Source organism: Heyndrickxia acidicola, assembly GCF_001636425.1.
In the GTDB taxonomy this organism is placed as follows: Bacteria; Bacillota; Bacilli; order Bacillales; family Bacillaceae_C; genus Bacillus_AE; species Bacillus_AE acidicola.
In genome coordinates this window covers 898,781-922,693 of the sequence record NZ_KV440953.1, presented here as the reverse complement: position 1 = coordinate 922,693, position 23,913 = coordinate 898,781, and the positions used below count along the sequence as shown (strand labels likewise).

The 23,913-nt window shown below is 37.7% G+C and carries 24 protein-coding genes and 1 pseudogene; 7 read left to right on the top strand and 18 right to left on the bottom strand.

Annotated elements, in window-relative coordinates:
- Window positions 1-158: 158 nt before the first annotated feature.
- The 5 genes and pseudogenes from A5N88_RS04320 to A5N88_RS04305 all read right to left on the bottom strand — a co-directional run bounded on the left by A5N88_RS04320 (window position 159) and on the right by A5N88_RS04305 (window position 5,021).
- On the bottom strand, window positions 159-956 hold the full coding sequence (locus A5N88_RS04320; protein WP_066263486.1) for a formate/nitrite transporter family protein: 798 nt from the start codon (window positions 954-956) through the stop codon (window positions 159-161).
- Between the two features lie 444 nt (window positions 957-1,400).
- Window positions 1,401-1,534 (bottom strand): annotated as a pseudogene (locus A5N88_RS26495) (formate dehydrogenase accessory sulfurtransferase FdhD); the annotation flags it as partial.
- A gap of 147 nt (window positions 1,535-1,681) precedes the next feature.
- Complete coding sequence (locus A5N88_RS04315; protein WP_066263485.1) at window positions 1,682-2,056, bottom strand: Na-translocating system protein MpsC family protein; 375 nt, start codon at window positions 2,054-2,056, stop codon at window positions 1,682-1,684.
- 492 nt (window positions 2,057-2,548) lie between these two features.
- Window positions 2,549-4,063 carry an osmoprotectant update ABC transporter permease/substrate-binding subunit OpuFB gene (gene opuFB, locus A5N88_RS04310; protein WP_066263484.1) on the bottom strand — a complete coding sequence of 505 codons (1,515 nt, stop codon included), beginning with the start codon at window positions 4,061-4,063 and terminating at the stop codon, window positions 2,549-2,551.
- Window positions 4,056-5,021, bottom strand: coding sequence for an ABC transporter ATP-binding protein (locus tag A5N88_RS04305; protein ID WP_066263483.1), 966 nt, complete (start codon window positions 5,019-5,021; stop codon window positions 4,056-4,058). Before A5N88_RS04305 ends, opuFB begins: the two co-directional genes overlap by 8 nt.
- Window positions 5,022-5,329: 308 nt before the next feature.
- Here A5N88_RS04305 and A5N88_RS04300 point away from each other — a divergent pair, with 308 nt between their 5' ends.
- The 3 genes from A5N88_RS04300 (at window position 5,330) to A5N88_RS04295 (ending at window position 8,701) form a co-directional block, all read left to right on the top strand.
- Window positions 5,330-6,337 (top strand): aldehyde dehydrogenase family protein, encoded by a 1,008-nt coding sequence (locus A5N88_RS04300; protein WP_412733807.1) that lies wholly within the window; start codon window positions 5,330-5,332, stop codon window positions 6,335-6,337.
- 38 nt (window positions 6,338-6,375) lie between these two features.
- Window positions 6,376-6,780 carry an aldehyde dehydrogenase family protein gene (locus A5N88_RS26490; RefSeq protein ID WP_412733806.1) on the top strand — a complete coding sequence of 135 codons (405 nt, stop codon included), beginning with the start codon at window positions 6,376-6,378 and terminating at the stop codon, window positions 6,778-6,780.
- A 676-nt stretch (window positions 6,781-7,456) separates the two neighbouring features.
- Window positions 7,457-8,701, top strand: a complete 1,245-nt coding sequence (locus A5N88_RS04295; protein WP_066263478.1) for a DEAD/DEAH box helicase — start codon at window positions 7,457-7,459, stop codon at window positions 8,699-8,701.
- An 85-nt stretch (window positions 8,702-8,786) separates the two neighbouring features.
- On the opposite strand, the gene A5N88_RS04290 is transcribed toward A5N88_RS04295, so the two are convergent.
- The 3 genes from A5N88_RS04290 to A5N88_RS04280 form a co-directional block, all read right to left on the bottom strand.
- Window positions 8,787-9,269: a hypothetical protein gene (locus A5N88_RS04290; protein WP_066263476.1), complete on the bottom strand. Its 483-nt coding sequence runs from the start codon at window positions 9,267-9,269 to the stop codon at window positions 8,787-8,789.
- Between the two features lie 116 nt (window positions 9,270-9,385).
- Window positions 9,386-10,594, bottom strand: coding sequence for an MFS transporter (locus A5N88_RS04285; protein ID WP_066263475.1), 1,209 nt, complete (start codon window positions 10,592-10,594; stop codon window positions 9,386-9,388).
- Window positions 10,595-10,732: 138 nt separating this feature from the next.
- Window positions 10,733-11,314, bottom strand: a complete 582-nt coding sequence (locus A5N88_RS04280; RefSeq protein WP_066263473.1) for a histidine phosphatase family protein — start codon at window positions 11,312-11,314, stop codon at window positions 10,733-10,735.
- Window positions 11,315-11,644: 330 nt separating this feature from the next.
- Between A5N88_RS04280 and A5N88_RS04275 the strand changes: the two genes are divergently transcribed.
- Window positions 11,645-11,929, top strand: a complete 285-nt coding sequence (locus A5N88_RS04275; RefSeq protein WP_066263472.1) for a hypothetical protein — start codon at window positions 11,645-11,647, stop codon at window positions 11,927-11,929.
- Between the two features lie 352 nt (window positions 11,930-12,281).
- On the opposite strand, the gene A5N88_RS04270 is transcribed toward A5N88_RS04275, so the two are convergent.
- The 4 genes from A5N88_RS04270 to A5N88_RS04255 form a co-directional block, all read right to left on the bottom strand.
- Window positions 12,282-12,602 carry a hypothetical protein gene (locus A5N88_RS04270; RefSeq protein ID WP_066263469.1) on the bottom strand — a complete coding sequence of 107 codons (321 nt, stop codon included), beginning with the start codon at window positions 12,600-12,602 and terminating at the stop codon, window positions 12,282-12,284.
- Window positions 12,603-13,178: 576 nt separating this feature from the next.
- A complete protein-coding gene (gene brfA / locus A5N88_RS04265) occupies window positions 13,179-13,409 on the bottom strand; it encodes a ribosome rescue factor BrfA (protein ID WP_066263468.1) in 231 nt (76 codons plus the stop codon).
- Window positions 13,410-13,684: 275 nt separating this feature from the next.
- Window positions 13,685-14,503: an adenosylmethionine decarboxylase gene (gene speD, locus A5N88_RS04260; RefSeq protein ID WP_066263466.1), complete on the bottom strand. Its 819-nt coding sequence runs from the start codon at window positions 14,501-14,503 to the stop codon at window positions 13,685-13,687.
- Between the two features lie 116 nt (window positions 14,504-14,619).
- Entirely contained in the window at window positions 14,620-15,150 is a 531-nt protein-coding gene (locus tag A5N88_RS04255; protein WP_066263463.1) for a hypothetical protein, read from the bottom strand.
- Between the two features lie 173 nt (window positions 15,151-15,323).
- Here A5N88_RS04255 and A5N88_RS04250 point away from each other — a divergent pair, with 173 nt between their 5' ends.
- Window positions 15,324-15,599 (top strand): hypothetical protein, encoded by a 276-nt coding sequence (locus tag A5N88_RS04250; protein WP_066263461.1) that lies wholly within the window; start codon window positions 15,324-15,326, stop codon window positions 15,597-15,599.
- On the opposite strand, the gene A5N88_RS04245 is transcribed toward A5N88_RS04250, so the two are convergent.
- The 5 genes from A5N88_RS04245 to A5N88_RS04225 all read right to left on the bottom strand — a co-directional run bounded on the left by A5N88_RS04245 (window position 15,583) and on the right by A5N88_RS04225 (window position 22,170).
- Window positions 15,583-16,440, bottom strand: a complete 858-nt coding sequence (locus A5N88_RS04245; protein ID WP_066263459.1) for a deoxyribonuclease IV — start codon at window positions 16,438-16,440, stop codon at window positions 15,583-15,585. The two genes, A5N88_RS04250 and A5N88_RS04245, sit on opposite strands and share 17 nt — an antisense overlap.
- A 550-nt stretch (window positions 16,441-16,990) precedes the next feature.
- On the bottom strand, window positions 16,991-17,782 hold the full coding sequence (gene fdhD / locus A5N88_RS04240) for a formate dehydrogenase accessory sulfurtransferase FdhD (protein ID WP_066263456.1): 792 nt from the start codon (window positions 17,780-17,782) through the stop codon (window positions 16,991-16,993).
- A gap of 104 nt (window positions 17,783-17,886) precedes the next feature.
- Window positions 17,887-18,432 (bottom strand): helical membrane plugin domain-containing protein, encoded by a 546-nt coding sequence (locus A5N88_RS04235; RefSeq protein WP_066263454.1) that lies wholly within the window; start codon window positions 18,430-18,432, stop codon window positions 17,887-17,889.
- A complete protein-coding gene (fdhF, locus tag A5N88_RS04230; RefSeq protein ID WP_066263452.1) occupies window positions 18,425-21,382 on the bottom strand; it encodes a formate dehydrogenase subunit alpha in 2,958 nt (985 codons plus the stop codon). Before fdhF ends, A5N88_RS04235 begins: the two co-directional genes overlap by 8 nt.
- Before the next feature lie 218 nt (window positions 21,383-21,600).
- Window positions 21,601-22,170: a YdcF family protein gene (locus A5N88_RS04225; RefSeq protein WP_083953016.1), complete on the bottom strand. Its 570-nt coding sequence runs from the start codon at window positions 22,168-22,170 to the stop codon at window positions 21,601-21,603.
- 442 nt (window positions 22,171-22,612) lie between these two features.
- On the opposite strand from A5N88_RS04225, the gene A5N88_RS26350 reads away from it, so the two are divergent.
- Both A5N88_RS26350 and A5N88_RS24075 read left to right on the top strand, forming a co-directional pair.
- Complete coding sequence (locus A5N88_RS26350) at window positions 22,613-22,825, top strand: alpha/beta fold hydrolase (protein ID WP_367593433.1); 213 nt, start codon at window positions 22,613-22,615, stop codon at window positions 22,823-22,825.
- A 12-nt stretch (window positions 22,826-22,837) separates the two neighbouring features.
- Window positions 22,838-23,398 carry an alpha/beta fold hydrolase gene (locus tag A5N88_RS24075; RefSeq protein WP_083953015.1) on the top strand — a complete coding sequence of 187 codons (561 nt, stop codon included), beginning with the start codon at window positions 22,838-22,840 and terminating at the stop codon, window positions 23,396-23,398.
- Between the two features lie 230 nt (window positions 23,399-23,628).
- Here the strand turns inward: A5N88_RS24075 and A5N88_RS04215 are convergent, their stop codons facing one another.
- A complete protein-coding gene (locus tag A5N88_RS04215; protein ID WP_066263451.1) occupies window positions 23,629-23,898 on the bottom strand; it encodes a hypothetical protein in 270 nt (89 codons plus the stop codon).
- Window positions 23,899-23,913: the final 15 nt, after the last annotated feature.

The window sequence follows — 23,913 nt, the reverse complement described above, 5'->3', positions numbered from 1 at the left end:
TTTAATCGTCCTTTCAATGAAACATGCTAATTATATCTTCATAATACTTCTTCATTATTATACACATCCTTTACGTTTTAAAAAGAAAAAGGCCAAATTAATTACCTGCATTCAGGACTATACAGGGATCATTCTGATTAAAGCTTTTTTAAAAGCAGTTAAGATTGAGTCATTTCCTTTTCTTTTAAATGATCGACATGGAAGCATTTGAAATAGATGAATCCAACAAAGACAGCACCGCCTACAATATTCCCTAAATAAACGGAAATAATGTTTTGTATGAATTCCAGCCAGCTAAAGTGACCTGCAAAAATGGCTGCAGAAATAATAAACATATTTGCAACTACTTGTTGAAATCCAATAGCGACAAACGTAAAAATTGGAAACCAAATAGCCACTATTTTACCGAAAATATCCTCAGAGCCTAAAGCAAGCCATATTGCAATGCATACGAGCCAATTGCAGCCAATAGCCGAAAGGAAATTTTGGAAAAAGGAGTGATGAATTTTATCGCTGGCAAAAGAAATTGTTTTTTCTAGATATGGCCCCTGCTCAGTGAGGCCTGTAATATGTCCAAAAACGAAAGCAACAAATAACGCTCCCAAAAGATTAGAAAACGTAACCCACATCCAATTGCTAGCCAAATGCTTAAACGTAATTTGTTTTGCGTATAGTGCCATGGCTATAGACAGCATATTGCCTGTAATAAGCTCTCCGCCTGTCAATACGACTAAAATTAGCCCTGACGGAAACACTGCTGCCCCCAGCAAATTGGATAAACTTCCCCAGCGTGCAGGCAAACCACTTACTACTCGGAGATCAAGCAAGTAACCAAATGAAATAAAAGCTCCACCTAAGAACCCAAGCATTAACGTAACCGGTAAATTTGCATTCACTTTTGTTGTTGCAGATTCAATTGCAACCTTTGCAATTGTGGCAGGTTTATGAAACACCATTTAAAACTCCTCCAAATACTCATACAGCTTTTTTAAAATTTTATAATACGGGTTCCTTAATACTCAATGTTAATATGAATTCAATTTTGAGTGTAGCGAGAGGCGCGAGACTCCTGATTAGAACACTGCGTCTGGGAGCCAAAAAAATAAAAAGCAGCATTGTAAAGCTCTCGCATAAGAACTTTAGAATGCTGCTTAACTTCCCCTTCCAAACCCAAGAAGAGAAAACAAATCATCATTTTATGTTATTGAATAGAGAATGCACAGACCTTGCCCATACTCCATTCGTCATTAAAAAACATTAATAATATTACCATGTGCCATTAAAAAATGCAATATTTTTTTGGACGTCACCAAGTACAACTTTGTGGACGCCGCCTGTTTACTGAAGTACATCAGCATTTTATTGCATTTTGTTCATAGGCTTAAATTAAGTTAATGAAAGTTCACAAAAACAAATCCTTGCCTGCTCACTTCACAGCAGGAGGTAATGTATCGATTGCTTTAAAAGCTCTGGTATAAGGATTCATTTTTTTGGTTTTCACATGAACATAGCCTTCCTTTTCCTGCATCCGTATTTTTCAAGAAAACCCATTCACCATATCCTCTTTGAATTAGAAGTACAGACCATCATAGCGAGTTACTGTTCGTTGACTTTAACTGTGATAGGCACCTTTGTTACACAATATAATCCTCTACTTCAATCATTCTGCCATCTTTATATTTCATAAATCGCCTTCATGGTTATCCTTTTCTCTTTCTATATTTTGATCGAAAACAAAAACAGATACAGCAATGTCCTCTTCAACCTTTATATCTGTGAAAAGATGAACCAATTTTGCTCCTACAACCTCTTCCAAATGGTGTGGAGGGTTTGAAGAATAAACTTCCTGAATCATTTTTGTCCTGGCAAGATGAACCATTTCCTTGCCATTCTCTGTTTTTGCAATGAATTTCTCCGTTGGTGTCAGATTGCCATATAATGTTGAGATGGCCATATTTTCAGCAAATTTTGTATGAATTCTTTCAGGCCCTTTTCCGAATTGTTCCTTCCTCAACTTTCGTATAAGGTCATTGAATTCATGTATTCTTTTTGCCATATTTATTGCCTCCATCCTTCAAGTTCCATCCAGTCTATTTTACCCTTTCCAATTTATTAATCATAGATTTGCCTGTGCTTTATATTTCAGGCGTTTACCATGGTGGTCTCTCATCCTTTTGCTTTTGCGTGGTCTCCTAGAGCTCGTTTTTCCCTCAGAAATCCTACACTACCTGCGTTTTAATTAACTTAGGATTCAGATCATCATCCGGATTTTCCAGAGATGCCGGTTGTGCTATTATGCTATTTGTAGCCATACATCCTATAATAAAATCCACTTTTTTGTTATCCATCTTTTCTATCATTTCCTTTTCTCATCATTACTTTTAGTATCCAAATAGAATATCCTCTTTATTGAATAGTCTGCCAGCATGTTGATTGATGAGATACAGAAGCCTTTTTAGTAAAATTTGTTTAGACAGTAAAAAATACGGGCCATGCCTTAAGGACCCGTGTTTTTTTGGTAATAAAATATAGATGAAATCAAAATTCACTAAAGTAATCCATGCTTTTTAAGATAATCTTTTGCAACCTTTGAAGCACTGATTCCTTTAACATTCACCTCATAATTCATTTCACGCATTTCGTCATCTGTAATTTTTCCGGCAAGCTTATCAAGCGCCTTTTTAATCTGAGGATATTTTTGTAAAGTTTCTTCTCTCATTAGTGGTGCCCCCTGGTAGGGTGGGAAAAGATGCTTATCATCCTGTAATACGTGTAAATGATATTGCCTAAGCTCGCTGTCTGTTGAATAAGCGTCCACTAAATTTATATCTCCTCTGTTGACGGCATCGTAGCGGAGCTTCGGCTGCATGGTTATCAGATTAGAGAACTGAATGCCGTATTTCTTTATAATTCCGCGATATCCGTCCACTCGATCTGAAAATTCAAAGGTAAATCCGGCCTTCATGGATCCTTCAACGGCTTTCAAATCCGAAATCTTATTTAAATGCTGCTTTGCTGCCAACTTTTCAGGTATAGCCAATGCATACGTGTTGTTATATTTCATAGGGTCTAGTAATTCCATTTGATATTTCTCAAGCATTCCCTTCCTCGCTTGCTCATACACCTGCTTTTTATTCGTACTGTCAGCAGTCTGCTTTAAGAATTCGGATATGGCAGTGCCTGTAAATTCAGGATAAATATCAATACTTCCCGATTTTAACGCATTAAAAACAAAGGAAGTCTGTCCAAGTCCCGGTTTTAATTGAACATGTAAGTCTGAATTCTTTTCAATTAATAATTTGTACATATTGATCAGAATTTCCGGCTCTGATCCCAATTTTCCTCCTATAACAATTTCCTTTTGATTAGATTGAAACGCTTGAGGAACTACCATCATCAGCAGGACAGCGGCCACTATGATTCCTGTAAAAACAGATGTTTTTTTAAAAGAAACTCGTTCAAGGCCTCTAAGCAGTACATCAAATAGTATTGCCAATAAGGCAGCTGGAACAGCCCCAAGAACAATAAGGGTGGAATCATTACGATCAATTCCAAGTAGAATAAGGTCTCCCAGCCCCCCTGCACCTATTAAAGCAGCAAGAGTGGCAGTGCCGATAATTAAAACCATCGCCGTACGGATACCTGCCATAATCACTGGCATAGCCAATGGCAGTTCAACTTTGATTAAGCGATGCTTAAAGTTCATTCCCATTGCTTTAGAGGCTTCTATTAAAGAAGGATCCACTCCCTTTATCCCTGTATAAGTGTTTCTAAGAATAGGAAGTAAAGCATAGATAACAAGAGCGATAATGGCAGGAACCTTTCCAATCCCGAATAATGGGATTAAAAGGCCCAGCAGTGCCAATGAAGGAATGGTTTGCAGGACAGCTGTAATCCCGATAATTCCTTCGGCAATTTTTTGTTTTCGGGTTAAATAGATCCCAATAGGTATTGATATGATAACTGCAAAAAACAAAGCGATAAATGAGATTTGTATATGCTGCAGCAAGGCGGTAAACAGCTCACTTTGCCTGTCTTTAAAAACGGCTGCAAAATTACTCATGGCTTTGCCCTCTTTTTTTCGTTTGATCAGCCATATATTCAATTACAGCCTGACGATTAATGGTGCCAACCTTCCTTCCATTTTTTTCAACCGATATGACCTCTTCAACAGACAAACGTTTTAAGGTTTCTGGCAGATTCGCATGAATTGATATCGTTCTGGTTTCTCCGGATACACCGTTCTGTTCTGATCTTCTTAACAAATCTTCTAAATTAAAAGGTGTTTCAGGGACTTCAGAGTGTACACCAATAAAATCTCTCACAAACTGATTTTTTGGATTTTGAATGATTTCCTCTGGTGTGCCCAGCTGAACCATTTCTCCTTCGTTCATTATACATATACGACTGCCAAGCTTTAGGGCTTCCTGCATATCGTGTGTAACAAACACAATCGTTTTCTTAATCCTTTTTTGAAGATCTGCCAAATCTCCTTGAAGCTTTTCTCTGCTGATTGGATCAAGGGCGCTAAAAGGCTCATCCATTAAAATAATCTCTGGATCTGCTGCGAGTGCCCTTACCACACCCACTCTTTGCTGCTGGCCGCCTGAAAGCTCGCCTGGTTTTCGGCTCCGATATTTATCAGGTTCAAGACCTACCATTTCAAGTAACTCACTAACTCTTTTTTCCACTTTATACCGTTTCCATTTTTTCAGTTCAGGGACGATTGATATATTCTCCTCAATGGTCATGTGCGGAAACAATGCAATTTGCTGAAGGACATAACCGATATTCCAACGGAGTTCATGGATATTATAATCACTTATTTTTTTTCCATTGATCGATATAGTCCCTTCTGTCAATCCTATTAGGCGGTTAATCATTTTTAGAGTGGTCGTTTTCCCGCAACCGCTAGGACCAATTAATACTAAAAATTCTCCCTCCTTTATTTTCATAGTAAGAGAGTTTACTGCTGTTGTTCCATCAGAATATTTTTTCGTTACATGATCAAATTCAATCATTCGTTTTCTCCTTCGTTCACCTTGTATCAATATTTTGTACATCATGAGTATTTTGTAAAATGTTAAATTTTCAGTTAAATTATGTATGTATTTTTATTTAGTATGTACCAAGAAATTGTTTAAATGAAAGCTTTAGCTATTTTTCCTCTGCCAAAATAAGTGGAGTAGGTAAGGTTTTATCCAAATACCCATAAAGAATCTCTTTAAACCTCTGACAAACTTTTTCCTAAAGGCTTAGTTCTATATATGAAGGATAAATAGAAAAAGGATGTAAAGTAATCGTTATTTCTTAATTGGAGGCATGAAAAATGGATCAGTTTAAAAATCAATTCATTAATGGCCAATGGAAAAAAGGATCAAGTGAAAAGGAATTAGAAGACTTTAATCCATTTACAGCAGAGATTCTCTTAAACATTTCATCTGCTAATGAAGAAGATTTGGACGAAGCGTATGAGGCTGCTAAAAACGCACAGAAGAAATGGGCACTTACCACTCCAGCTGAAAAACAGATGCTTTTCGTCAAGTTAGTACAAGTAATGCAAGAACAAAAAGAAGAAATCATTGACTGGCTGATTAAGGAATCAGGAAGCACGCGATTAAAGGCGGAATTGGAGTTTCAATCCTCCATCAGCATTATTACAGAATCCTCTTCCTTTCCTCATCGTATGGGAGGAACCATTATCCAATCCAATTACCCAAATAAAGAAAATAGAGTTTACCGCATGCCAAAGGGAGTAATAGGCGTGATTGGCCCTTGGAATTTCCCTCTTCATTTAACCATGAGATCAGTAGCACCTGCGCTGGCAACAGGAAATAGTGTTGTCATTAAACCAGCGTCGGATACTCCAGTCACTTCAGGTCTGCTTGTAGGAAAACTGTTTCATAATGCAGGGTTTCCTGATGGGCTTGTTAATGTGGTTGTCGGCAAAGGTTCTGAAATTGGAGATGCCTTTGTGGAGCACCCGACACCAAAACTCATCTCCTTTACTGGTTCTACCGAAGTAGGAAAAGGGATTGGAGAAAAAGCGGGCAAAACGCTGAAGGAAGTAGCACTTGAACTGGGCGGAAATAATGCAATGATTGTTCTAAAAGATGCCAATGTAAAAGAAGCTGCAAAAGCAGCTGTGTTCGGGAAATTCTTTCATCAGGGTCAAATTTGTATGGCATTAAATCGAATTATAGTAGTTCAAGAGGTCTACGATGAATTTGTCCAGAGCTTTATCGATTATACTAGCAAACTCAAAACAGGTAATCCTAATCAAAATGACACCTTTATCGGACCGCTTATTAACAAAAATGCTATTGAACGTATCTAAAAGGATGTAGAGGAAAGTGTGAAAAAGGTGCTGAAATTGTGCTAAATGGAGATGTTAAGGATTTAGTTATGGAACCGGTTGTACTGACAGCGGTAACCAACGAAATGCCTATCGCCAAAAATGAAATATTCGGGCCTGTAGCACCTATTATAAAAGCGAGGGATGTGGATCATGCCATCCAAATTGCAAATGATTCTCTAAATGGCTTGAGCGGCTCCATCTTCACGGAAGATCGCCATTTGGGATCAGAAGTGGCAAAGAAAATCGAAACCGGCATGATCCATGTAAATGATCAATCTGTTAATGATGAATCACATATTCCTTTCGGCGGTGAAAAAGAATCAGGGATTGGACGATTTAACGGAGAATGGGCGATAGAAAAATTCACGACTGTAAAATGGATTGGAATACAAAATGGATACAGAGACTTTCCAATCTTTTAATTAGATTCTAACCGAAAATCTTGTTGTAATGACTTAAAAAATGCAGAAAATTAGCATACTCTGTATTATAAGAAGGGACAAGCCTCTTAAAAAATGCCGTAATAACCGGTAAAATTGAGACTTTCGGTTCTCCATAATGCAACAAATCTATGTTTTATGATAGGCAAGAGAAATCCCTTCGAGTGGTATCAGGAGGGGCTTCTCTTTTTCTAAGGAAAGGATAATATTTTTTAAAATAAATTATGTAACCCATGTAATCTCTGTCAGTTCCTGCGTCTATCGACTAACGAATGTCTTACAAGCAGGATTCATTTTTGATGCCAATCATTTGAGAGTTTCTCTTCATTCTGCCAGTGAAATACTAAAATCCTATTCGTTTTCAACTTCTTCACTAATAGAAGGATAGGAAAATATGTTATTAAAGGGTATAATACAAAAACGCAAACCTTTTTTGCACTCTGATTACTTTAATCAGCTCTGTTAATATCTCTGTAACCATACAATTGTTGAAAGGCATGTAAAACAGCTTTTTCAATAGAATAAGCTAAAAATAACAGAGACCTATAACAAGACATTTTTCAATAAATACGTATCTATTCAATTAAATCTAAGGGTAATCTCAAGCCAATTTCCTTATTTGAAAAAGCCTTAGAAGTAAAGAAAGAAGTGAACCTAAATGACACAATTTACACAACTGGGTATCGGAAAAGATTTAAGCAAGAAACTTCAAAGCCAGGGTGTGCTTTCACCCACTCCTATCCAGAATCAAGCTATTCCCCCATTGCTTGAAGGCAAAGATATACTTGCACAGGCTAAGACAGGGACAGGGAAAACTCTTGCTTTCCTGCTTCCTATACTTGAAAGGATAGATGAGGGCTCAAATAAATTACAGGCACTTATATTAAGTCCTACACGAGAATTAGCCATCCAAATCACACATGAAATTAACAAAATAAAAGAAGAACAGATCTCTGTATTGGCTGTATATGGCGGACAGGATGTAGATAGGCAAATAAAAAAGCTGCAGGGAGCGGTCCACATTGCTGTTGCCACACCCGGAAGGCTGATAGACCATTTAAAACGCGGAACGATTGAGCTTACCGAAATAAAAATGCTTGTTCTGGATGAAGCAGACCAAATGCTCCACATCGGCTTCTTGCCTGAAGTAGAAACGATCCTTCATCAAGTTCCCCAAAACCGTCAAACCATGCTATTTTCTGCCACATTTAATGAAAAGGTCCAGTCTTTAGCAAAAAAATATATGGACAATCCCGTTTTAATTAAGGTAAAAGAAGAACAGATCACGGTCAAGAATATCAAACAGATTGTATATGAAACAACTGACAGGGCAAAGCAGGGAGATCTCTGTAAAGTACTTGAAGAAGAAAGACCTTTTCTAGCTGTAATTTTTTGCCGTACAAAAAGGAGGGTTTCAAAGTTAAATGATGCTCTCGTTTCGATGGGCTTGAATTCGGATGAGTTACATGGCGATCTTTCACAGGGCAAACGCGAAAAGGTTATGGAGCGCTTTAGAAAGGCTGAGTTACAGTATCTTGTGGCTACGGATGTAGCTGCCAGAGGCCTGGATGTTGAAGGTGTTACACATGTCTTTAATTATGATATTCCAGAGGATACTGACAGTTACGTCCACCGCATTGGAAGAACCGGCCGTGCAGGTGAAGCTGGTATTGCCATTACCTTTGCTGCACCTAAGGACATGAATGAATTACAGGCAATAGAAAAAGGAATTCAAATGAAATTGACAAGAAAAAGGATATCAGGAGAAGAATTGTCTGAGCGGAATACAGAAAAGGCTGTTAAAAAACACACTGCAAAGGCAAAGCCCGCTGTGGCAAATAAAAAGAAAAAAACAAATAAATTCTCTGAGCGATCAAACGGAAGAAAAAGCAGAAGCAGATAATGCTGTTCCCTATTCCTTTCTTTCATAAAATAAAAAAACTAAGCAGCTTGTCAGCAGCTTAGTTTTTTGTTTGAGAACCATGCCATTACTTTCTTAAAAGTGAAAAGCCTTCTTCCATAAGATATTGTTTTGCTTCATTATAGGATGGAAATGTACCGTCTAAATTCAATCCGGCATACACATTCCACATGTCGTCTTCTTCTAACAAAATCAAGGTATGGCCATCTTCATTCATCCAGCGTTCTTCTACATTGCCGTCAATAATAGCTGCTTCTTCCTTTGCATTTTCCTTGAGCGATGCTATGGATTTTGAAATCATATTCCTCAGTTCCTGCTCTGAGAATTCACGGATATTAATCATACCCTTACCGTCTGTCCGATAGCCATATTCATCAATTTTTTCAGCATATACAAATCCGTTGCCATTTGGATGAAGATGATAGATAACATTTTTTTTATCGGATACGCTGTCTTCATAATGATAATTAATACGTCCAAGTGAAACATTTTTCTTTTCTAATTCATGAAACGATTCGATGATCGCCATTTTTTGCTCGAAAGTTAACATATTTCCTCCATGCTATATAAATTAAATACTGTTCATTATATCATTTAGTCACGAGAACAACCAAACCATAATTTCAGAATAACCAAAAAGACCACATATCTACGAGGTCTTTTTGGTTATTTATGTTTCACCCTAGCCGCGAGTCTTACCCTGTCACTAGGTAAAAAGACTGCAAAAATAGCAGCAATGAAAGGAAGAAATGATAGAATGGTAAATACTGTTGAAACACCAAATGCATCTGAAATACTTCCCATTAATACTGAGCCGATTCCCCCAGCACCAACACCAAAGCCAATTGCGAGACCCGATGCTACTGCTACGTTTCTCGGCAGTAAAAGCTGCATGTACACAACCCCGACAGAAAACGAGGAAAGTACACAAAAACCAAAAAACAATAAGTCAAGTACAGAAAGAAAACCATGAAGATGCGGGAAAAGAAAGGCGAACGGAGTTGCTAGGAATAATGAAACGATAAGCAATTTCTTCATACCCAATCTATCCGACCAAATCCCTCCTAAAAATGTTCCAATTGCACCTGCCCCAACGAAAATGAAATTCAGCGTCTCCGAGGCCCCGATTGATAAGTGCTTTAAATAAAAAGGCAAAAATACGACTACACCTATTTGGCACCAGGAGCGCAGAATAATAACACCGCATAACAGTACAACCCCCAATATGTGGTTTTCGCCGGGAATTTCCTTTTTCTTTAATGCCGTTTCTTTTACCCTATCCCCCATCCAACGCAACAGTTGTACGGTTAAAGGAATGGACAGGAAAGCAAGCACAAGGAACCATATAAGACCATGCAGCCCGGTATGGACAAGAAATAGAGGGATCATTAATGGCCCGAAAGCCTGGCCGGCATTTCCTCCAACCTGGAATATTGCCTGAGCCGTTCCTTTTTTTTGTCCTGAAGCAAGATGTGTCCCACGCGAGGCTTCTGGATGGAAAGCTCCTGACCCTAGTCCCGAAAGAGCAATAAACACTAAGAGCCAGTTAAAGGACGGGGCAATACCTGTCAAAGCCAAGCCGGTTATGGATAGAAAAACACCTGCGCTAAACAACCATACCCGTGGCCTGCGGTCTGTTATGACACCAAAAAATGGCTGTGAAACTGAAGAGGTAAGATATGAAATAAGAACAATTAGAGTAGACTGAGTATAATTGAGATGAAGAGCATGTTTGTACAAAACAATTAAGGCAGGGACAATCCCTGTTGTTACTAAATCATTCAAAAAATGGGTTCCGCTAAACGTAAAAACAGCCCGGCGGTTTATAGGCTGCAGTTTAATCGAATCTGCTTGTGTACCTGAATCACTTGCCATTTCTTCACTTCCTAAATCTGAATTTACAAAAACATTACAAATCAAACTATATTAATATATTATTATCCTGTCAAGAATGTAATGGAGCATCTAGGAGAGACTCCTTCATTTTTTTGTCTAGGCTATGAAGTGACATGATTATTTTTCCGATGTAAATTCCAAATGTTCAATATTGTTGTACTCTATAATATTCCACTTGTTATCTCTATAATGAACATGACTAAAGCAAGCATTGTTTAGATGGCTGACTGTTTGAAAACGCCCTTCCGAAAGCTCAGTTAAAATTCGGTGGATTACTGCACCATGAGCGACAAGTAAAACTCTTTTATCCTTAAAGTTTTCGTTAATTTTATTCATTCCCTCTACAACTCTTTTTGAAAAAGACAGGCTATCTTCCTGATTTGGATACTCTCTTGTCGGATAATGGACCATTCTTTCTTGGAGTGTCATTCCCTCTGCATCCCCAAAATAGCGTTCCGCAAAGTATTCCATCTCTACAATCTCCATACCCAAAGCCTCATTTATGATTGTTGCTGTCTGCTTTGCCCTGGTCAAAGGACTTGTAATGATTACATCCCATTCGCCTGCTTTCAAAGCATCCCGGCATTTTCCCGCTTGTTCCATCCCTTTTTCATTAAGAGGAATGTCAGTACTCCCCTGTATCCTTCCAGTTGCATTCCATTCTGTTTCGCCATGGCGAATTAAGCAAATCTTTGTCATTCTTCCGTCTCCCCTTTCATTTATCTCTCTATATTTTTATTATACTCTCTTTTTTCACATTTTCATGAGGATGTAACAGCTTCGCAGGTTTGAATGTATTCCATCTTTTATGAATGTGAGAAATAAAGACTAAGTGATTCCAAAAGGGGCACAACATATTTGGATTATTATGAAGTCTGTCAAGCTCATTAGCTGCAATCATAGTATGTAAATTATGGTACCTGTTTTAAGATCCTGCACTTAAAAAGATGAAAAACATACACTATAGTCCAAACCTTTCCCTAGTGGCCACATACACTATCCTGAAAATAAAAATTAGGAGTGAGTCAATTGGCAGATTCCAGACAAATGCAAGGCGGACATCAGTCTCATCACCATACTCATCATCACCATTACCATCACCACCATCATCATCATGGCCACACAGGCTATCATCACACTGGCCATACAGGCTACCACACTGGGCATATGGGCCATACTGGGCATATGGGCCATACTGGGCATATGGGCCATACTGGGCCTATGGGCCATACTGGGCATACAGGATATCATACCGGACATACAGGTTATGGTACTCATACAGGTTATGGTACTCATCCTGGAACTCATCAGTAATGAAATGATATTTTTTAGCATGCTAACCCCCGAATGGCGGGGGTTAGTTAATTGGTAGACATTATAGCATGACTTCTGGCTTTGATCCTAATTTCAAAGGTTTGTTAAATTTAGATGTTAATAACTGTTCGGTTTATAGCTCCTTAGTTTAAGTTGACCATCAAGGCGTGTGAAAAGGAAGTGGCAAAATTTGAGATAAAAAAACAGAATTCATTAACTACAAATATTTAAAAATGACCTGGGAGACTATGTGTTATAAGGCCTTCGTCTTTTCTTCTACTATAAGCTTTTAAAAAAATGGTTATATTATTGCATACATAGTATTTACTATCGTTATTTATAGGATGTTTGTTCATTTATTGTTTTCTTTAATTTGATTCCTGATTTTTTCTAGGTCTTTAAGAGGCAATTCACTCAAAGATTCTTTAATTTCTTTTTCAATTAATTTTCTATTGCTTTCCCTATACTCTTCCCACCATTCTCGCAATCCTTCTGTATGATCGAGTAAATATTCCATGTCTATTTCTTCTACGTCGTCATCTGATATGTAGTCCAACACAGAAGCTAGCATACGATTCAAGTCGCCGATTGAATTTTTGTTTTCTTTATTTGGTGTAGAATGATTTTTTTCTTTGTCTGTTAACTCATTAATGGGAATGGCTTTCCTTGGCATTGGTATTACTCCTTTCATTGCAGGTTTATGATTACTAGCTTTTAGTATTCCCTAAAAAATGTGTCAGCTATCTACCTAAGCTTTTAGGAAAATATGCTCACTGTACCAGGTTTTTAAATTGTTCTTTTCTTCCTGCTGGTTGATTTAATTGCAGGTACTCGCTTTCCGCGGGGCTGTAGGGAAGCCTCCTCGTCGCAAGCTCCTGCGGGGTCTTCCCTTACACGCTGATCCCGCAGGAGTCTTGTGCCTTCACTGCAATCAACTTTGGATTCACACCACCATTGGGCTTGTACTATGACTGGGATATCAATCTGTCATGCGCTAGTTGTAACAATGTATCTAAGATGCACAGGAATTAGCTTGCAAACTAAATGACTTTAGACGAAAAGATGCCACGATGACTCACTTTATAGGGATATAACACTTTTGCGAAAGCAACTCTATGCAAAAACAGCCTACAAGAATGAATTAAAATACGAGCAGTTAGCAATATAGAAAATTAACGGTACCATGCAAGAAAAGAGCAAGGCTCCTGCTTATTGGCGACAAGAACTGGACAAGAAAAAATCCCCAGGTTTAGCATTTTATCATTTCCTGGTAAACGATAAAAAAAGGGCTATTTGATCCATCACCTGAATGATCAAATAGCCGGTTTTTGTATTTAATTTGGTTCATTTTGTCTTTTTTTGTTTTTGTAGTCCGGGTCCTCATATCTGCCATTGCAAATATGCCTCGATTTAACTCGGGATTTCTTACTCCTTCACGTTCTAACTTGTTTCGACTTTTTTTCACTTTGCTTTTTGCCATCTTTACTCACCTCTTATACATATTGTCTAATCATTTTAACACATTTCGTAATCTTTCTTAATCTTTCGTAATCTTTCTTAATGTATCATAAACCCATTTCTAAGAGCGGTTCTAGTTTGTATTATTTAATGGCTTTGTTCGTTCCCATTTGGCTTTTGCTTTTCACTGGCAGGTTAAACATCACAATACACTTTTAAAATCAATATTGGGTTTTAACAAAAGAAACACAAAAATAAGCATGACAAAAGCGCTTCTCTAGAGAAACGCTATTTGAATTATTCCTTATCATTTCGTATATTCTTCCCATAAAAAATTTCGTCCATCTCCATTTGAAGCCTTTCTGTAATTTGTTCCTGCTCGTCCTCGTTTAGTATGTTCTTTGAGTAGCCAAAAAGATAATTATTTAAATCAAATTCCTTCAATTTACACTTTGTATGGAATATATGTTCTTGATAAATATTTACATCAATCATGTCATAAGCTTCTTTTATATTTTCAGGGATATAGTTTTGAATAGAATGAATATCATGGTCGATGAAAAGCTTTCTTCCTTTGATATCCCGTGTAAAGCCGCGTACTCGGTAATCTATCGTCATGATATCCGTATCAAAGGAATGGATAAGATAATTTAAAGCTTTTAGTGGTGAAATTTCACCACATGTAGAAACGTCAATATCCGCCCTGAATGTGCTTATTCCTTCATAAGGATGATATTCAGGATAAGTATGAACTGTAATATGGCTTTTATCCAGCTGCATGACCACAGAATCCGGAAGAGGCCCTGGGGATTCTGTAAATGATTCTGTAGGAACTTCTACAACTGGCCCCTCAGATACAAGTACGGTGACACTGGCACCTTGAGGCACATAGTCTTGCTTAGCAATATTTAATACATGTGCACCAATAATATCGGATACATCCGTTAAGATTTTTGTCAAACGCTCAGCGTTGTACCGATCATCTATGTATTCAATATAGGCTTCCCTTTCCTCTTTTGTTTTTGTATAACAAATATCAAACATATTAAAGCTAAGGGATTTTGTCAGATTGTTAAAACCATGCAATTCAATTCTTTCTTCGTGTGTCAGTTTCATTTCAGCATTTCCCCTTGTATCGAATTACTATTATTCTTCCCTAATGAAGAATCAAAAAAACCATCTCATGATGCTGTCATGAGATGGAAATGACTGCTAAAGCATTAAAATAGTGATTAATGCTTTTTGCTGGTAGAAGATTTTGTCTTTGGAGAGCCCGTAATTTCTTCTGCCATTTCTGCTAATTTCGGGTCCTTATCCAGCATTTCCTTTACATTCGGTTCGTTATTTCTTGCTTGATGAGACGGAGCTGTGGATTTGGTTGTAATCCCCAATTCTTTTGAAAGCTCTGGCATATCTGCCATTTTTGACAACTGTGGAATGTTTTTGAACATATTGGCCAGATTTTCACCGGCATTTGTATTTTTTTTAGGAGCTACATGACCTTGTTCATTTCCTGGCTCCTTTGTTGCCTGGGAGGTACTTCTTTTCATATTTGCCATTTGAGGAATTTTGTTTAGCATATTGGAAATTCCTGTAGCTTGTGAAGTTCTCTTTTCACTGCGATTTTTATTACCGAACAGAAAAGCCCCAATCATCATGCCTGCAATGGATGCCCATACCATTCCGCTGGTATTGTTTTTTTTCTTTTGAAAAAGGCTTAAAAAGGGGTTTCTATTGCTAAACATCGATAACCATTTATCCATTTTCAGCACATCCTTTTAGCAATTAGGAGAACTTTAGTCCTGCCCACTTATAATTTTTACCTTTTAGCTCTTCTTTATGTTCATTAAAAGTTTCATCTCTCTCCAAGAAAAGGCACCTATTCTATTCTGCAAGTAGGAAAGAATAAAAATAAACTGGAAGGAGGTTAAGATTAATGAATAATGTAACCCAGACTTCTTTGGAATCAATTTTAGAACAAAATTGGAAACGTGCATGCGGATCATGGAGTAGCTGTAATGCGCAATCCATTGAATCCTTTTTAAATCTCTGTTTAGAACAAAACGTGGATCCTCAATTTTGCATGAGCTGGGTAGAAAAACATAAAGATAAAATAAAGGATTGGAATGAGGTTTCCAAAACATCATTGGAATGGATAGATGCTCATACTTCCGGCGGTTCAGCGGTTGCTTTTTCTACGGAAGATCAGTAGAAGATGTAGAATTCCACCAACTAATAAGCTCGGCGATTTCTTCTTTATGGGAAACGCCCTGCTTAGTCGGAGTTTCTAAGATAAAAGGTACTTGTCTAAGCTCTTTTGTTTGAAGGATATCGTTAAATTGATCTTTTTGAATACATCCTTCTTTAAAGATATTGGCATGCCGGTCCTTGCCAAGACCTGACTGATATTTAGAATTATTAAGATGAATGGCTTTTACATAATCAAAATATCCAAGCCGTTTTCCTTTTAGTAAAACTTCTTCCCAGTTTTCTCCACTCCATAATCCTGATGCAAATGCGTGGCAGGTATCCAAACAAAACCCAATTTTTTCTGAATATGAGCATAAATTTCTTACTTGAACAAGCTCCTCAAAAGTGGTTCCCATGGTTCCAGGTACTCCTGCATGGTTTTCAAGAAGTATTTTGGAGTTTCCATCCCATTGGCTAAGTATGTTATTAAGCGTCTCTATCATTAACTCATAAGCGTTCAATGGATTAGTAAAGCCTTTCCTGCTTCCGAAATGCACAACCACGCCCTTGGAACCACAGGCATCCGCTATTTCTAAGTCATTAAGCAGCGAGTATATTACAGCCTGTTTTTGTTCATTTGCCGGTGTCAGATCGGTAGGATATGGAGTGTGGGCGATGGATACCATCCCGTATTTTTCACAAAACACTTTGCACCTAGCTGTATCGACAGGATCATAATCTTTTATAGAAAGGCTTCGCGGATTTTTGGTGAAATATTGAAATGTGTTTGCTTTAATGTTTAAAGCCTCTTCAGCAGCGCCTAAATAACCATTTTTAATACTGATATGACATCCAAAAAACATATGGGTTTCCTCTTTCTATTTTTTTCTGTTGGCCTTCAAAAAATGCTGATTTCCCCCATGTTAGTAAAAAATAAGTGATTTTTACAAAGTGCCCAAAAGACAGAACGCACTGTGACCTAAAACATGTTTTTGCCTGGTAATTGAACAAGAAAAAATATATCAGTGAATTGCAAGATTCTCTTTAAGTAGAAAACACTTTCTTTGCATATTTTAATCATTTACTTAGGCAGTTTTTTGCATAGATGTTGCTATATGTACAAAAATTCACTCCGTATGTTGTCTGCATTCGTGGCTTTTTTTCGTAGGCTGTTCACAAGTTTTAATTCTAACCTGAATTTTTAATCATTTTTTTGTGACAATTAGCAAAAAAGTTTACGAAAGGAGCTATTACTTATTTCCATTATGTTATTGTATCTAATCTGCTTATTTTTAGTATGTAAAGCTTTGTATTTCACAAAAAGAACCTGCATATGCAGGCTCTTTTTGTGATAGCTTTGAAAGACTCTTTGTTGAGAAACAAAAAATGTCCCTCAAATATGTTTTACTTAGTTTAGCTGATTATTCTCTCGATATGCGTGTACACATTCATAGACTCACTCCGTATAAAGCCGACAGTGGTTATACCCAGTTCTTCCGCTAAGCTTAGTGCCAATTCAGTAGGAGCTGATTTGGAGAGAACAATAGGGCACCCAATTTTTGAAACTTTAGAGAGTATTTCAGAGGAAATTCTGCCGCTGAACACAATGATTTTATCACTCATGGAAATATTATGTTTTAGACAATGTCCGTATATTTTATCCAATGCATTATGTCGTCCTATATCCATCCTGCTTATTATTATGCCGTTAACATCGCATAAAGCTGCATTATGAACGCCGCCTGTTCTTTGAAATAAATGTGCACTCTTTTGCATTTCTTCCATTAGGCGATAGCAATCATCTGCAGATAGAGAAAGCTTTATGCCATTCATTTTTTTTGCAGTCAATGCATCATTTGCAAAAACAAAACCATGTCGGCTCATACCGCAGCAGGAAGTAATATACCGTTTTCCCTGTAATTTTGAATAAAAAGGATTAACTTTTTTTGTATGAATATGAAAAAAGCCTTCTTTTTCTTGAAACCAAATTTTTTCAATATCATTAAAGTTTGTGATTACCCCTTCAGAAGCAAGGAATCCGACCACCATCTCCTCAATATACTCAGGAGAACAAACCATCGTAACAAATTCTTGCCCATTTAATTTAATGGTTACAGTATACTCCGTCACAATGTTATCTTCTATTCTTTCGGCTTTTCCATTTCGAAAACGCACTATTTCCCTTTTAACTTGTACTGCTCTCATTTTTTCACCTGCATTCTTGAAATAACTGAAAGAGTGCCACGATAATAGACGAACAGCATACCTAAATGGCATGCTATTTGCACATACTATACAATCAATCGTTTTTATTCAGGATGTCCGTGTATTTTTTGGCGGTGAGGCTCTTGTGTATTCCGTTCATTGTGAGCAGTATCCTGCCCCATTCCTTTCAGAAATGTCAGCAGCATGGTGATAGAGCGATTCACATCGGGATCTTTGATAGAACGGATAAGATCAAAATAGCCGGTTTGTTCATTTCTATTTTCATCCTCATTTCTTTTTTCTGCCAGTCTCGCTATTCCGGAATTGACTTTGAGAATGACGGGCTCCAGCTGTTTCACATCAACCGTTCCTAAAGTTCCAGCCATCAATAAGATATTTTTTATAAAATTTGTAGTTTCTGGATGGTTCATTTTTTTTACAATAACATCCAATACTTGTTCACCTTGGCCAAACAATCCTCTTAAAATGGCTAATATACCTTTATCCTGCATATGCTGAACAATTTGGAGAACTTCTAGAACTGCATCCTTATGGCTTAAAAGAGCATCTTCAATTTGCTTTATTTCATTCTTTCGAATTTCTTCTTCTGTCAGTTCGATCCGCTTGATGGTTTTAACTGCTTTAGCCATGCTGCTTCCTCTCCTTTTCAACTATTTCTGCTGGGAAGGTATAGTCCGTGCGCGACCATTTATCCTGAACCTGTACACCCATTTGAGGCTGCGGATTCCCGTAACGGAAATTGATTCTTGGTAATGGGTTGACACCCTCCTCTTTCAGAATTTCAAGCTTAGCCTGTGTTTCCTTATAGGCAGGGGTATCCGTGTCCTTATCCGCAAAACTGCTTGTAAGCTTATTAATGGCGCCTTCATCTGAATCATTCATTGGAAGATAAACTTCTTTGCCTTTAACTCTGTCTGTAATGACACATTTTACTTTGACGTTTCCATATGGGGATGTAAGCCGTACAAGAGTACCGTCCTTAATTCCTCTCTCCGCGGCAAGTTCTCTGGAAACCTCAAGGAATACGCTTGGAGTCTTTTCAGATATGCCTTTTGATTTATAAGTCAAATTGCCTTCATGGAAGTGTTCAAGCAAACGGCCATTATTCACGTGGATATCATATTCTTCACCAAAGTCCAGAGGAATGGTCCATTTCACAGGGTGAAGCCTCGCTTTGCCGTCCGGAAAATGGAATCCATCCAAATATAATAGCGGCTGATCCTTTCCGTCCTTTGAAACTGGCCACTGAAGGCTTTTATATCCTTCAAGACGTTCGTAAGTAACACCTGCATAAATAGAGGAAAGCATCGCCGCTTCATCCATAATATCAGAAGGATGACGGTAATCCCAATTTGCACCAAGCCGGTTCGCAATTTCAGTAATAATTTCCCAATCAGGCTTTGATTCACCCAGCGGCTCAAATACTTGATATAGACGCTGAATTCTCCGTTCAGTATTGGTAAATGTACCTTCTTTTTCAAAACTTGGACATGCCGGAAGAACGACATCTGCATACTCTGCTGTACGTGAGAAAAAAATGTCTTGGACAACTAAAAATTCCAATTTTTCATATGCATTGTGGACAACATTAATATTTGAATCCACTAATCCCATTTCTTCTCCCTTGATATACATAGCCTTTAAGCTTCCGCCATGAATGCTTTCAATCATTTCATGGTTATTTAAACCTTTTTCCTTCGTCAGCTTGACTCCCCATGCTTTTTCAAATTTAGCCCTTGCTTTATCGTCATACACCTTTTCGTAACCAGGAAAACTATCTGGTGCACTTCCGAAGTCTCCCGCTCCCTGTACATTATTATGTCCTCGAAGCGGATATGCTCCCGCGGCAGGTCTTCCGTAATTTCCTGTAACAAGCAGCAAGTTTGAGATGGCTGTACTTGTATCCGATCCGCCCATATGCTGTGTGACACCCATGGCCCATAATATACATACACCGTCAGATTCATGAATGTTTTTAGCTATCTGTATTAATTGTTCCTGTGGTATACCTGTTGTTTCTTCAGCATATTCCAAAGTGAAATCCTTTAAGCTTTTCGCATACAGATCAAAGCCATTCACTTTATCTGCAAGAAAGCTTTCATTAGCCCATCCCTGGTCGATGATATATTTCGTAATGGCCGAGAGCCATACTAAGTCTGTTCCCGGTTTCGGGTGTATAAACAAATCTGCCCTTGCTGCCATTTCATGCTCCCTGAGATCTGCTACAATCAGCTTTTGGCCATTTAATTTTTGCGCCCTTTTTACTCTTGTTGCGAGAACCGGATGGGCTTCTGCAGTATTGGATCCAATGATGATAACAAGTCCCGCGTTTCCAATATCTTCGATCGAGCCGGCATCACCTCCGTATCCAACTGTTCGGAATAGTCCCATCGTTGCAGGTGTCTGGCAGTAACGAGAGCAGTTATCTACATTGTTTGTGCCAATTACCGCTCTAGCAAGCTTTTGCATAACATAGGATTCTTCATTCGTACATTTAGAAGAAGTAATGAAGCCCATCGAATCTGGTCCATACTGATCCTTTAACTCTTTAAATTTACTAGCTACTAATTGAATGGCTTCTTCCCATTCTGCTTCCCTAAAATAGTCCCCTTCACGAATAAGCGGTTTCGTTAATCTTTCTTCACTATTTACAAAATCCCAGCCGAATTTACCTTTTACACAGGTGGAAATTCCATTTGCAGGCGATTCTTTTTGAGGATCCACTTTTAAAATATGACGTCCTTTTGTCCATACATCAAAGGTGCATCCTACACCGCAAAAAGTACAAACCGTTTTGGTTTTCTTAATTCTTTCACCGCGCATGGCTGATTCGACATCTGAAATTGTAAGGATAGAACCATAACCTGTTTCTACACCCTTTGTCACTTCTATCATTGGTTTCAGTGTTTGGTCAGGAATGCCCGTCATATAGCCAGCTTCACCAATCATGCCTTTTTCCATCATCGCATTACAAGGACATACGGTTGAACAATGTCCGCATGAAACACAGGAGGACTCATTTATGGGGACATCATTATCCCAAATCACCCTCGGCCTTTCCAATGTCCAATCAATGGAAAGCGTTTCAGTAACTTGTACATCCTGACATGCTTCTACGCATCTTCCGCATAAGATACACTGGTCAGGATCATATCGGTAAAATGGATTAGATAAATCCTTCTGATAAGGCTTGGATTCCCAGGGGATACTCTGGTGATTAATGTTCATTTGCTTAACGGTATTATGTATTTCGCATTCGCCGTTGTTGTAATCACAAACTGTACAATAAAGCTCATGGTTGTGCAGAATTTTATCCATTGCCACAGTTTGAGCTTTTTTCACTTCATCTGAACTTGTAATAATATCATCCCCATCTTTTAAAAAAGTGGAGCAGGATCTCACCATTTCTCCATTTACTTTTACAAGACATGTATCACAAGTTTCAATAGGGCCTAAATTTTCATGGTAACAGATATGAGGGATCTTTATGGAGCTATTGCTTAAATAATTCAGAATGGTTGAACCGGCTTCCGCCACAGCTTCTACTCCATTTATTTTTACGTTTATCTTTTCCTGCACATTGGGGCACCCTTTCTCTATAAAGTTTTTTATAACAAAAAAACTAGCAGATTTATCATTCCGTACCCTTTAACTAAAAAAGCCAAACGATTATTTTAAAAAAAGGCCATTATTAAAAAGATCTTTTAATGGATGATTTTGTTATTTATATATGAAGAAATTGGCCTAATCATACTCTCAATACTTCATCCTGCATGAATGTAAGAAACCCCACAAGATCATCTTCCTGTAATTTTCCATTTAATAATTGCAAGAAATTCTCTTGCATACAGCTTGGTTTTAATAGAAGATGGTGTTTTTGCTCCCAACGGATACGCTTTTATCCCTTGTGCTCTCGCAACCTGGACGGCACGAAACACATGAAAATCATTACTGACAATGATGGCTTCCTGAATATTGAAGTTCTTTTTGGAAAAAGCTATATTTTCAAAGGTAGTTTCAGATTTATTTTCAATTAATATTCTATTTTGATTAATACCATTCTTCATAAGGAAGAGAGCAAGCGCCTCCCCTTCTGATATTGACTCATCAGGGCCTTTTCCTCCTGAAACTACAGCTTTTGTATTTGGATTTTGCTTTAGGTAATCAAGTCCTTTTACCGCTCTCTGATATAAAGAGTTTGATAATTTGTATCCATTCACCTTTGCACCGAGAACAATTATAAACGGTACATTACTCGGTGGCCTTTTAATCGCAGCCAATTTCATTTTTCTATATAAGATTAATAGAGTCATAATGAACCCAGCTAAGATAAAACCAGTACCCCATAATACTATTTCTGTTAACATATATATGTTTCCTCCAAAAAAATTTTTTTTAATCAATTTTATACTGTATGTGGATTTTTGTTCTCATCACTTTTTGATTAAAATCCACATGAAACAGAAATCATTTTTTAATTGTATTGATAATATTTAAAGGAAATCATCGCTCTTTGTGGAAATATAATATAGATTCTTATTGTTATTAAAATGTATTTTTCCTTGCCTGGGAAGATCAAAATATGCATTTGTTAAAGAACTCAGTTGATTGTTAGGTCTAAAACGGCCGTTTTTCACACGCCTTTTTGCTTATAAAAACAGGTTTTTATCAAAATATATATTTAACAGAGCTTAAAATATATAAATTGGATGTGAAAAAATGAGTTTACAAGTTCGTAAATCAATGTTTATAAACATCGACGAGAAGGAATTACATGTTTCCCAATGGGGATAAAAAGGAAACCCAGCGATTATTTGTTTACACGGCCTTACCCGAAATGGGCGAGATTTTAACTGCCTTGCTGAGTCGCTGGCACATAGCTATCAAATCTTTTGTCCAGATTTAATCGGCAGGGGATTAAGCCAATGGAGTCAAAATGCCGATATTGAATATTGCTCTGACTATTATCACAAACTTCTAATGGAGTTTGTTGATACACTGCAGCTGACTGAAATGATCTGACTGGGCCCTTCAATGGACGGGGCGTTAGGAATAAAACTGGCGGGAGGCAGTTTAAAAAATCGAATTACTCATTTAATTTCAAATGATATTGGACCTGGCCCATCCAAAAGTGCAATAGAAAATGTACGCTCAGAATCCGCAGAAGCTATTCAGCACATCATTAAATTTACAGGTAATCCTCCCGCCTATCCTGCTTTAACTGATTTAAAAACCTATTATAAAAATATTTATCAAAGCTTTGGCCTTACAAACGAGGAGGAATGGGACTTTTTCACTGAGAATTCTGCCCGTAGAACGGACATTGGATTTTTTTCTCCTGATTATGACCCTGCCATCGTTCAGCAATTTAATCATGTGAATGATTTGCTACTGTGGGACTATTGGGACAACATACAAGCGAACGTTCTGGTGCTAAGGGGAGAAGCTTCAGGAGTTCTTCCTCGTGAAACGCTGGACGAGATGAAGCATCGGGGGCCTAAATTTATGTGTAAAGAAATAACAGGGCTTGGCCATGCTCCTGCTTTAAACACGAAAGAGCAGCTTGATTTAATAGGCAGCTTCATTCAAAAGTGATGGCGCAGGGAAATAAAAACAAGGCTTACGTCTAGCAAGCCTTGTTTTTTATAGGCTGTTTTTCCATAGATTGCTGCTTTACGTACAAAGGATCATTCCGTATGTTGTCTGAATCCGCGGCAATCTTTCATAAGCTAGTCACAAGTTTAAAACCAAACATGGGTTTAAATCATTTTTTGTGTCAACTACGTTTACGAAAAGAGCCTTTATAGGTTTCCATCCTATTTGAATCAGCGGAAACTTAAGATTAAGCCATAACAGGCAGCAATCAGCAATAGCGCTATACCAGCAAAGATTAAGAGGCCAATCCCCGTAAACTTATACTTTCTTATAAAAGCGAAAATTATAGCACAGATATGGACAAGAGGAGCTAAAAAGATAAAACGGTACATGCCAGGAAACTGGGACACTATGATAAACATTATAAGATAAATGAAAAACCCTATAGAGATGCCTAACCACACACTGCCTTCTTTCCTTTTGTCGTTTTCGTTTGTCATTCTCATCTCCCCTTC

Coding starts and splice junctions, on each gene's coding strand:
- A5N88_RS04320 (WP_066263486.1), bottom strand. CDS start 956: ATGGTGTTTCATAAACCTGCCACAATTGCAAAGGTTGCAATTGAATCT.
- A5N88_RS04315 (WP_066263485.1), bottom strand. CDS start 2,056: ATGGCAAAAAGAATACATGAATTCAATGACCTTATACGAAAGTTGAGG.
- opuFB (WP_066263484.1), bottom strand. CDS start 4,063: ATGAGTAATTTTGCAGCCGTTTTTAAAGACAGGCAAAGTGAGCTGTTT.
- A5N88_RS04305 (WP_066263483.1), bottom strand. CDS start 5,021: ATGATTGAATTTGATCATGTAACGAAAAAATATTCTGATGGAACAACA.
- A5N88_RS04300 (WP_412733807.1), top strand. CDS start 5,330: ATGGATCAGTTTAAAAATCAATTCATTAATGGCCAATGGAAAAAAGGA.
- A5N88_RS04295 (WP_066263478.1), top strand. CDS start 7,457: ATGACACAATTTACACAACTGGGTATCGGAAAAGATTTAAGCAAGAAA.
- A5N88_RS04290 (WP_066263476.1), bottom strand. CDS start 9,269: ATGTTAACTTTCGAGCAAAAAATGGCGATCATCGAATCGTTTCATGAA.
- A5N88_RS04285 (WP_066263475.1), bottom strand. CDS start 10,594: ATGGCAAGTGATTCAGGTACACAAGCAGATTCGATTAAACTGCAGCCT.
- A5N88_RS04280 (WP_066263473.1), bottom strand. CDS start 11,314: ATGACAAAGATTTGCTTAATTCGCCATGGCGAAACAGAATGGAATGCA.
- A5N88_RS04270 (WP_066263469.1), bottom strand. CDS start 12,602: ATGCCAAGGAAAGCCATTCCCATTAATGAGTTAACAGACAAAGAAAAA.
- brfA (WP_066263468.1), bottom strand. CDS start 13,409: ATGGCAAAAAGCAAAGTGAAAAAAAGTCGAAACAAGTTAGAACGTGAA.
- speD (WP_066263466.1), bottom strand. CDS start 14,503: ATGAAACTGACACACGAAGAAAGAATTGAATTGCATGGTTTTAACAAT.
- A5N88_RS04255 (WP_066263463.1), bottom strand. CDS start 15,150: ATGGATAAATGGTTATCGATGTTTAGCAATAGAAACCCCTTTTTAAGC.
- A5N88_RS04250 (WP_066263461.1), top strand. CDS start 15,324: ATGAATAATGTAACCCAGACTTCTTTGGAATCAATTTTAGAACAAAAT.
- A5N88_RS04245 (WP_066263459.1), bottom strand. CDS start 16,440: ATGTTTTTTGGATGTCATATCAGTATTAAAAATGGTTATTTAGGCGCT.
- fdhD (WP_066263456.1), bottom strand. CDS start 17,782: ATGAGAGCAGTACAAGTTAAAAGGGAAATAGTGCGTTTTCGAAATGGA.
- A5N88_RS04235 (WP_066263454.1), bottom strand. CDS start 18,432: ATGGCTAAAGCAGTTAAAACCATCAAGCGGATCGAACTGACAGAAGAA.
- A5N88_RS04225 (WP_083953016.1), bottom strand. CDS start 22,170: ATGTTAACAGAAATAGTATTATGGGGTACTGGTTTTATCTTAGCTGGG.
- A5N88_RS24075 (WP_083953015.1), top strand. CDS start 22,838: ATGGACGGGGCGTTAGGAATAAAACTGGCGGGAGGCAGTTTAAAAAAT.
- A5N88_RS04215 (WP_066263451.1), bottom strand. CDS start 23,898: ATGACAAACGAAAACGACAAAAGGAAAGAAGGCAGTGTGTGGTTAGGC.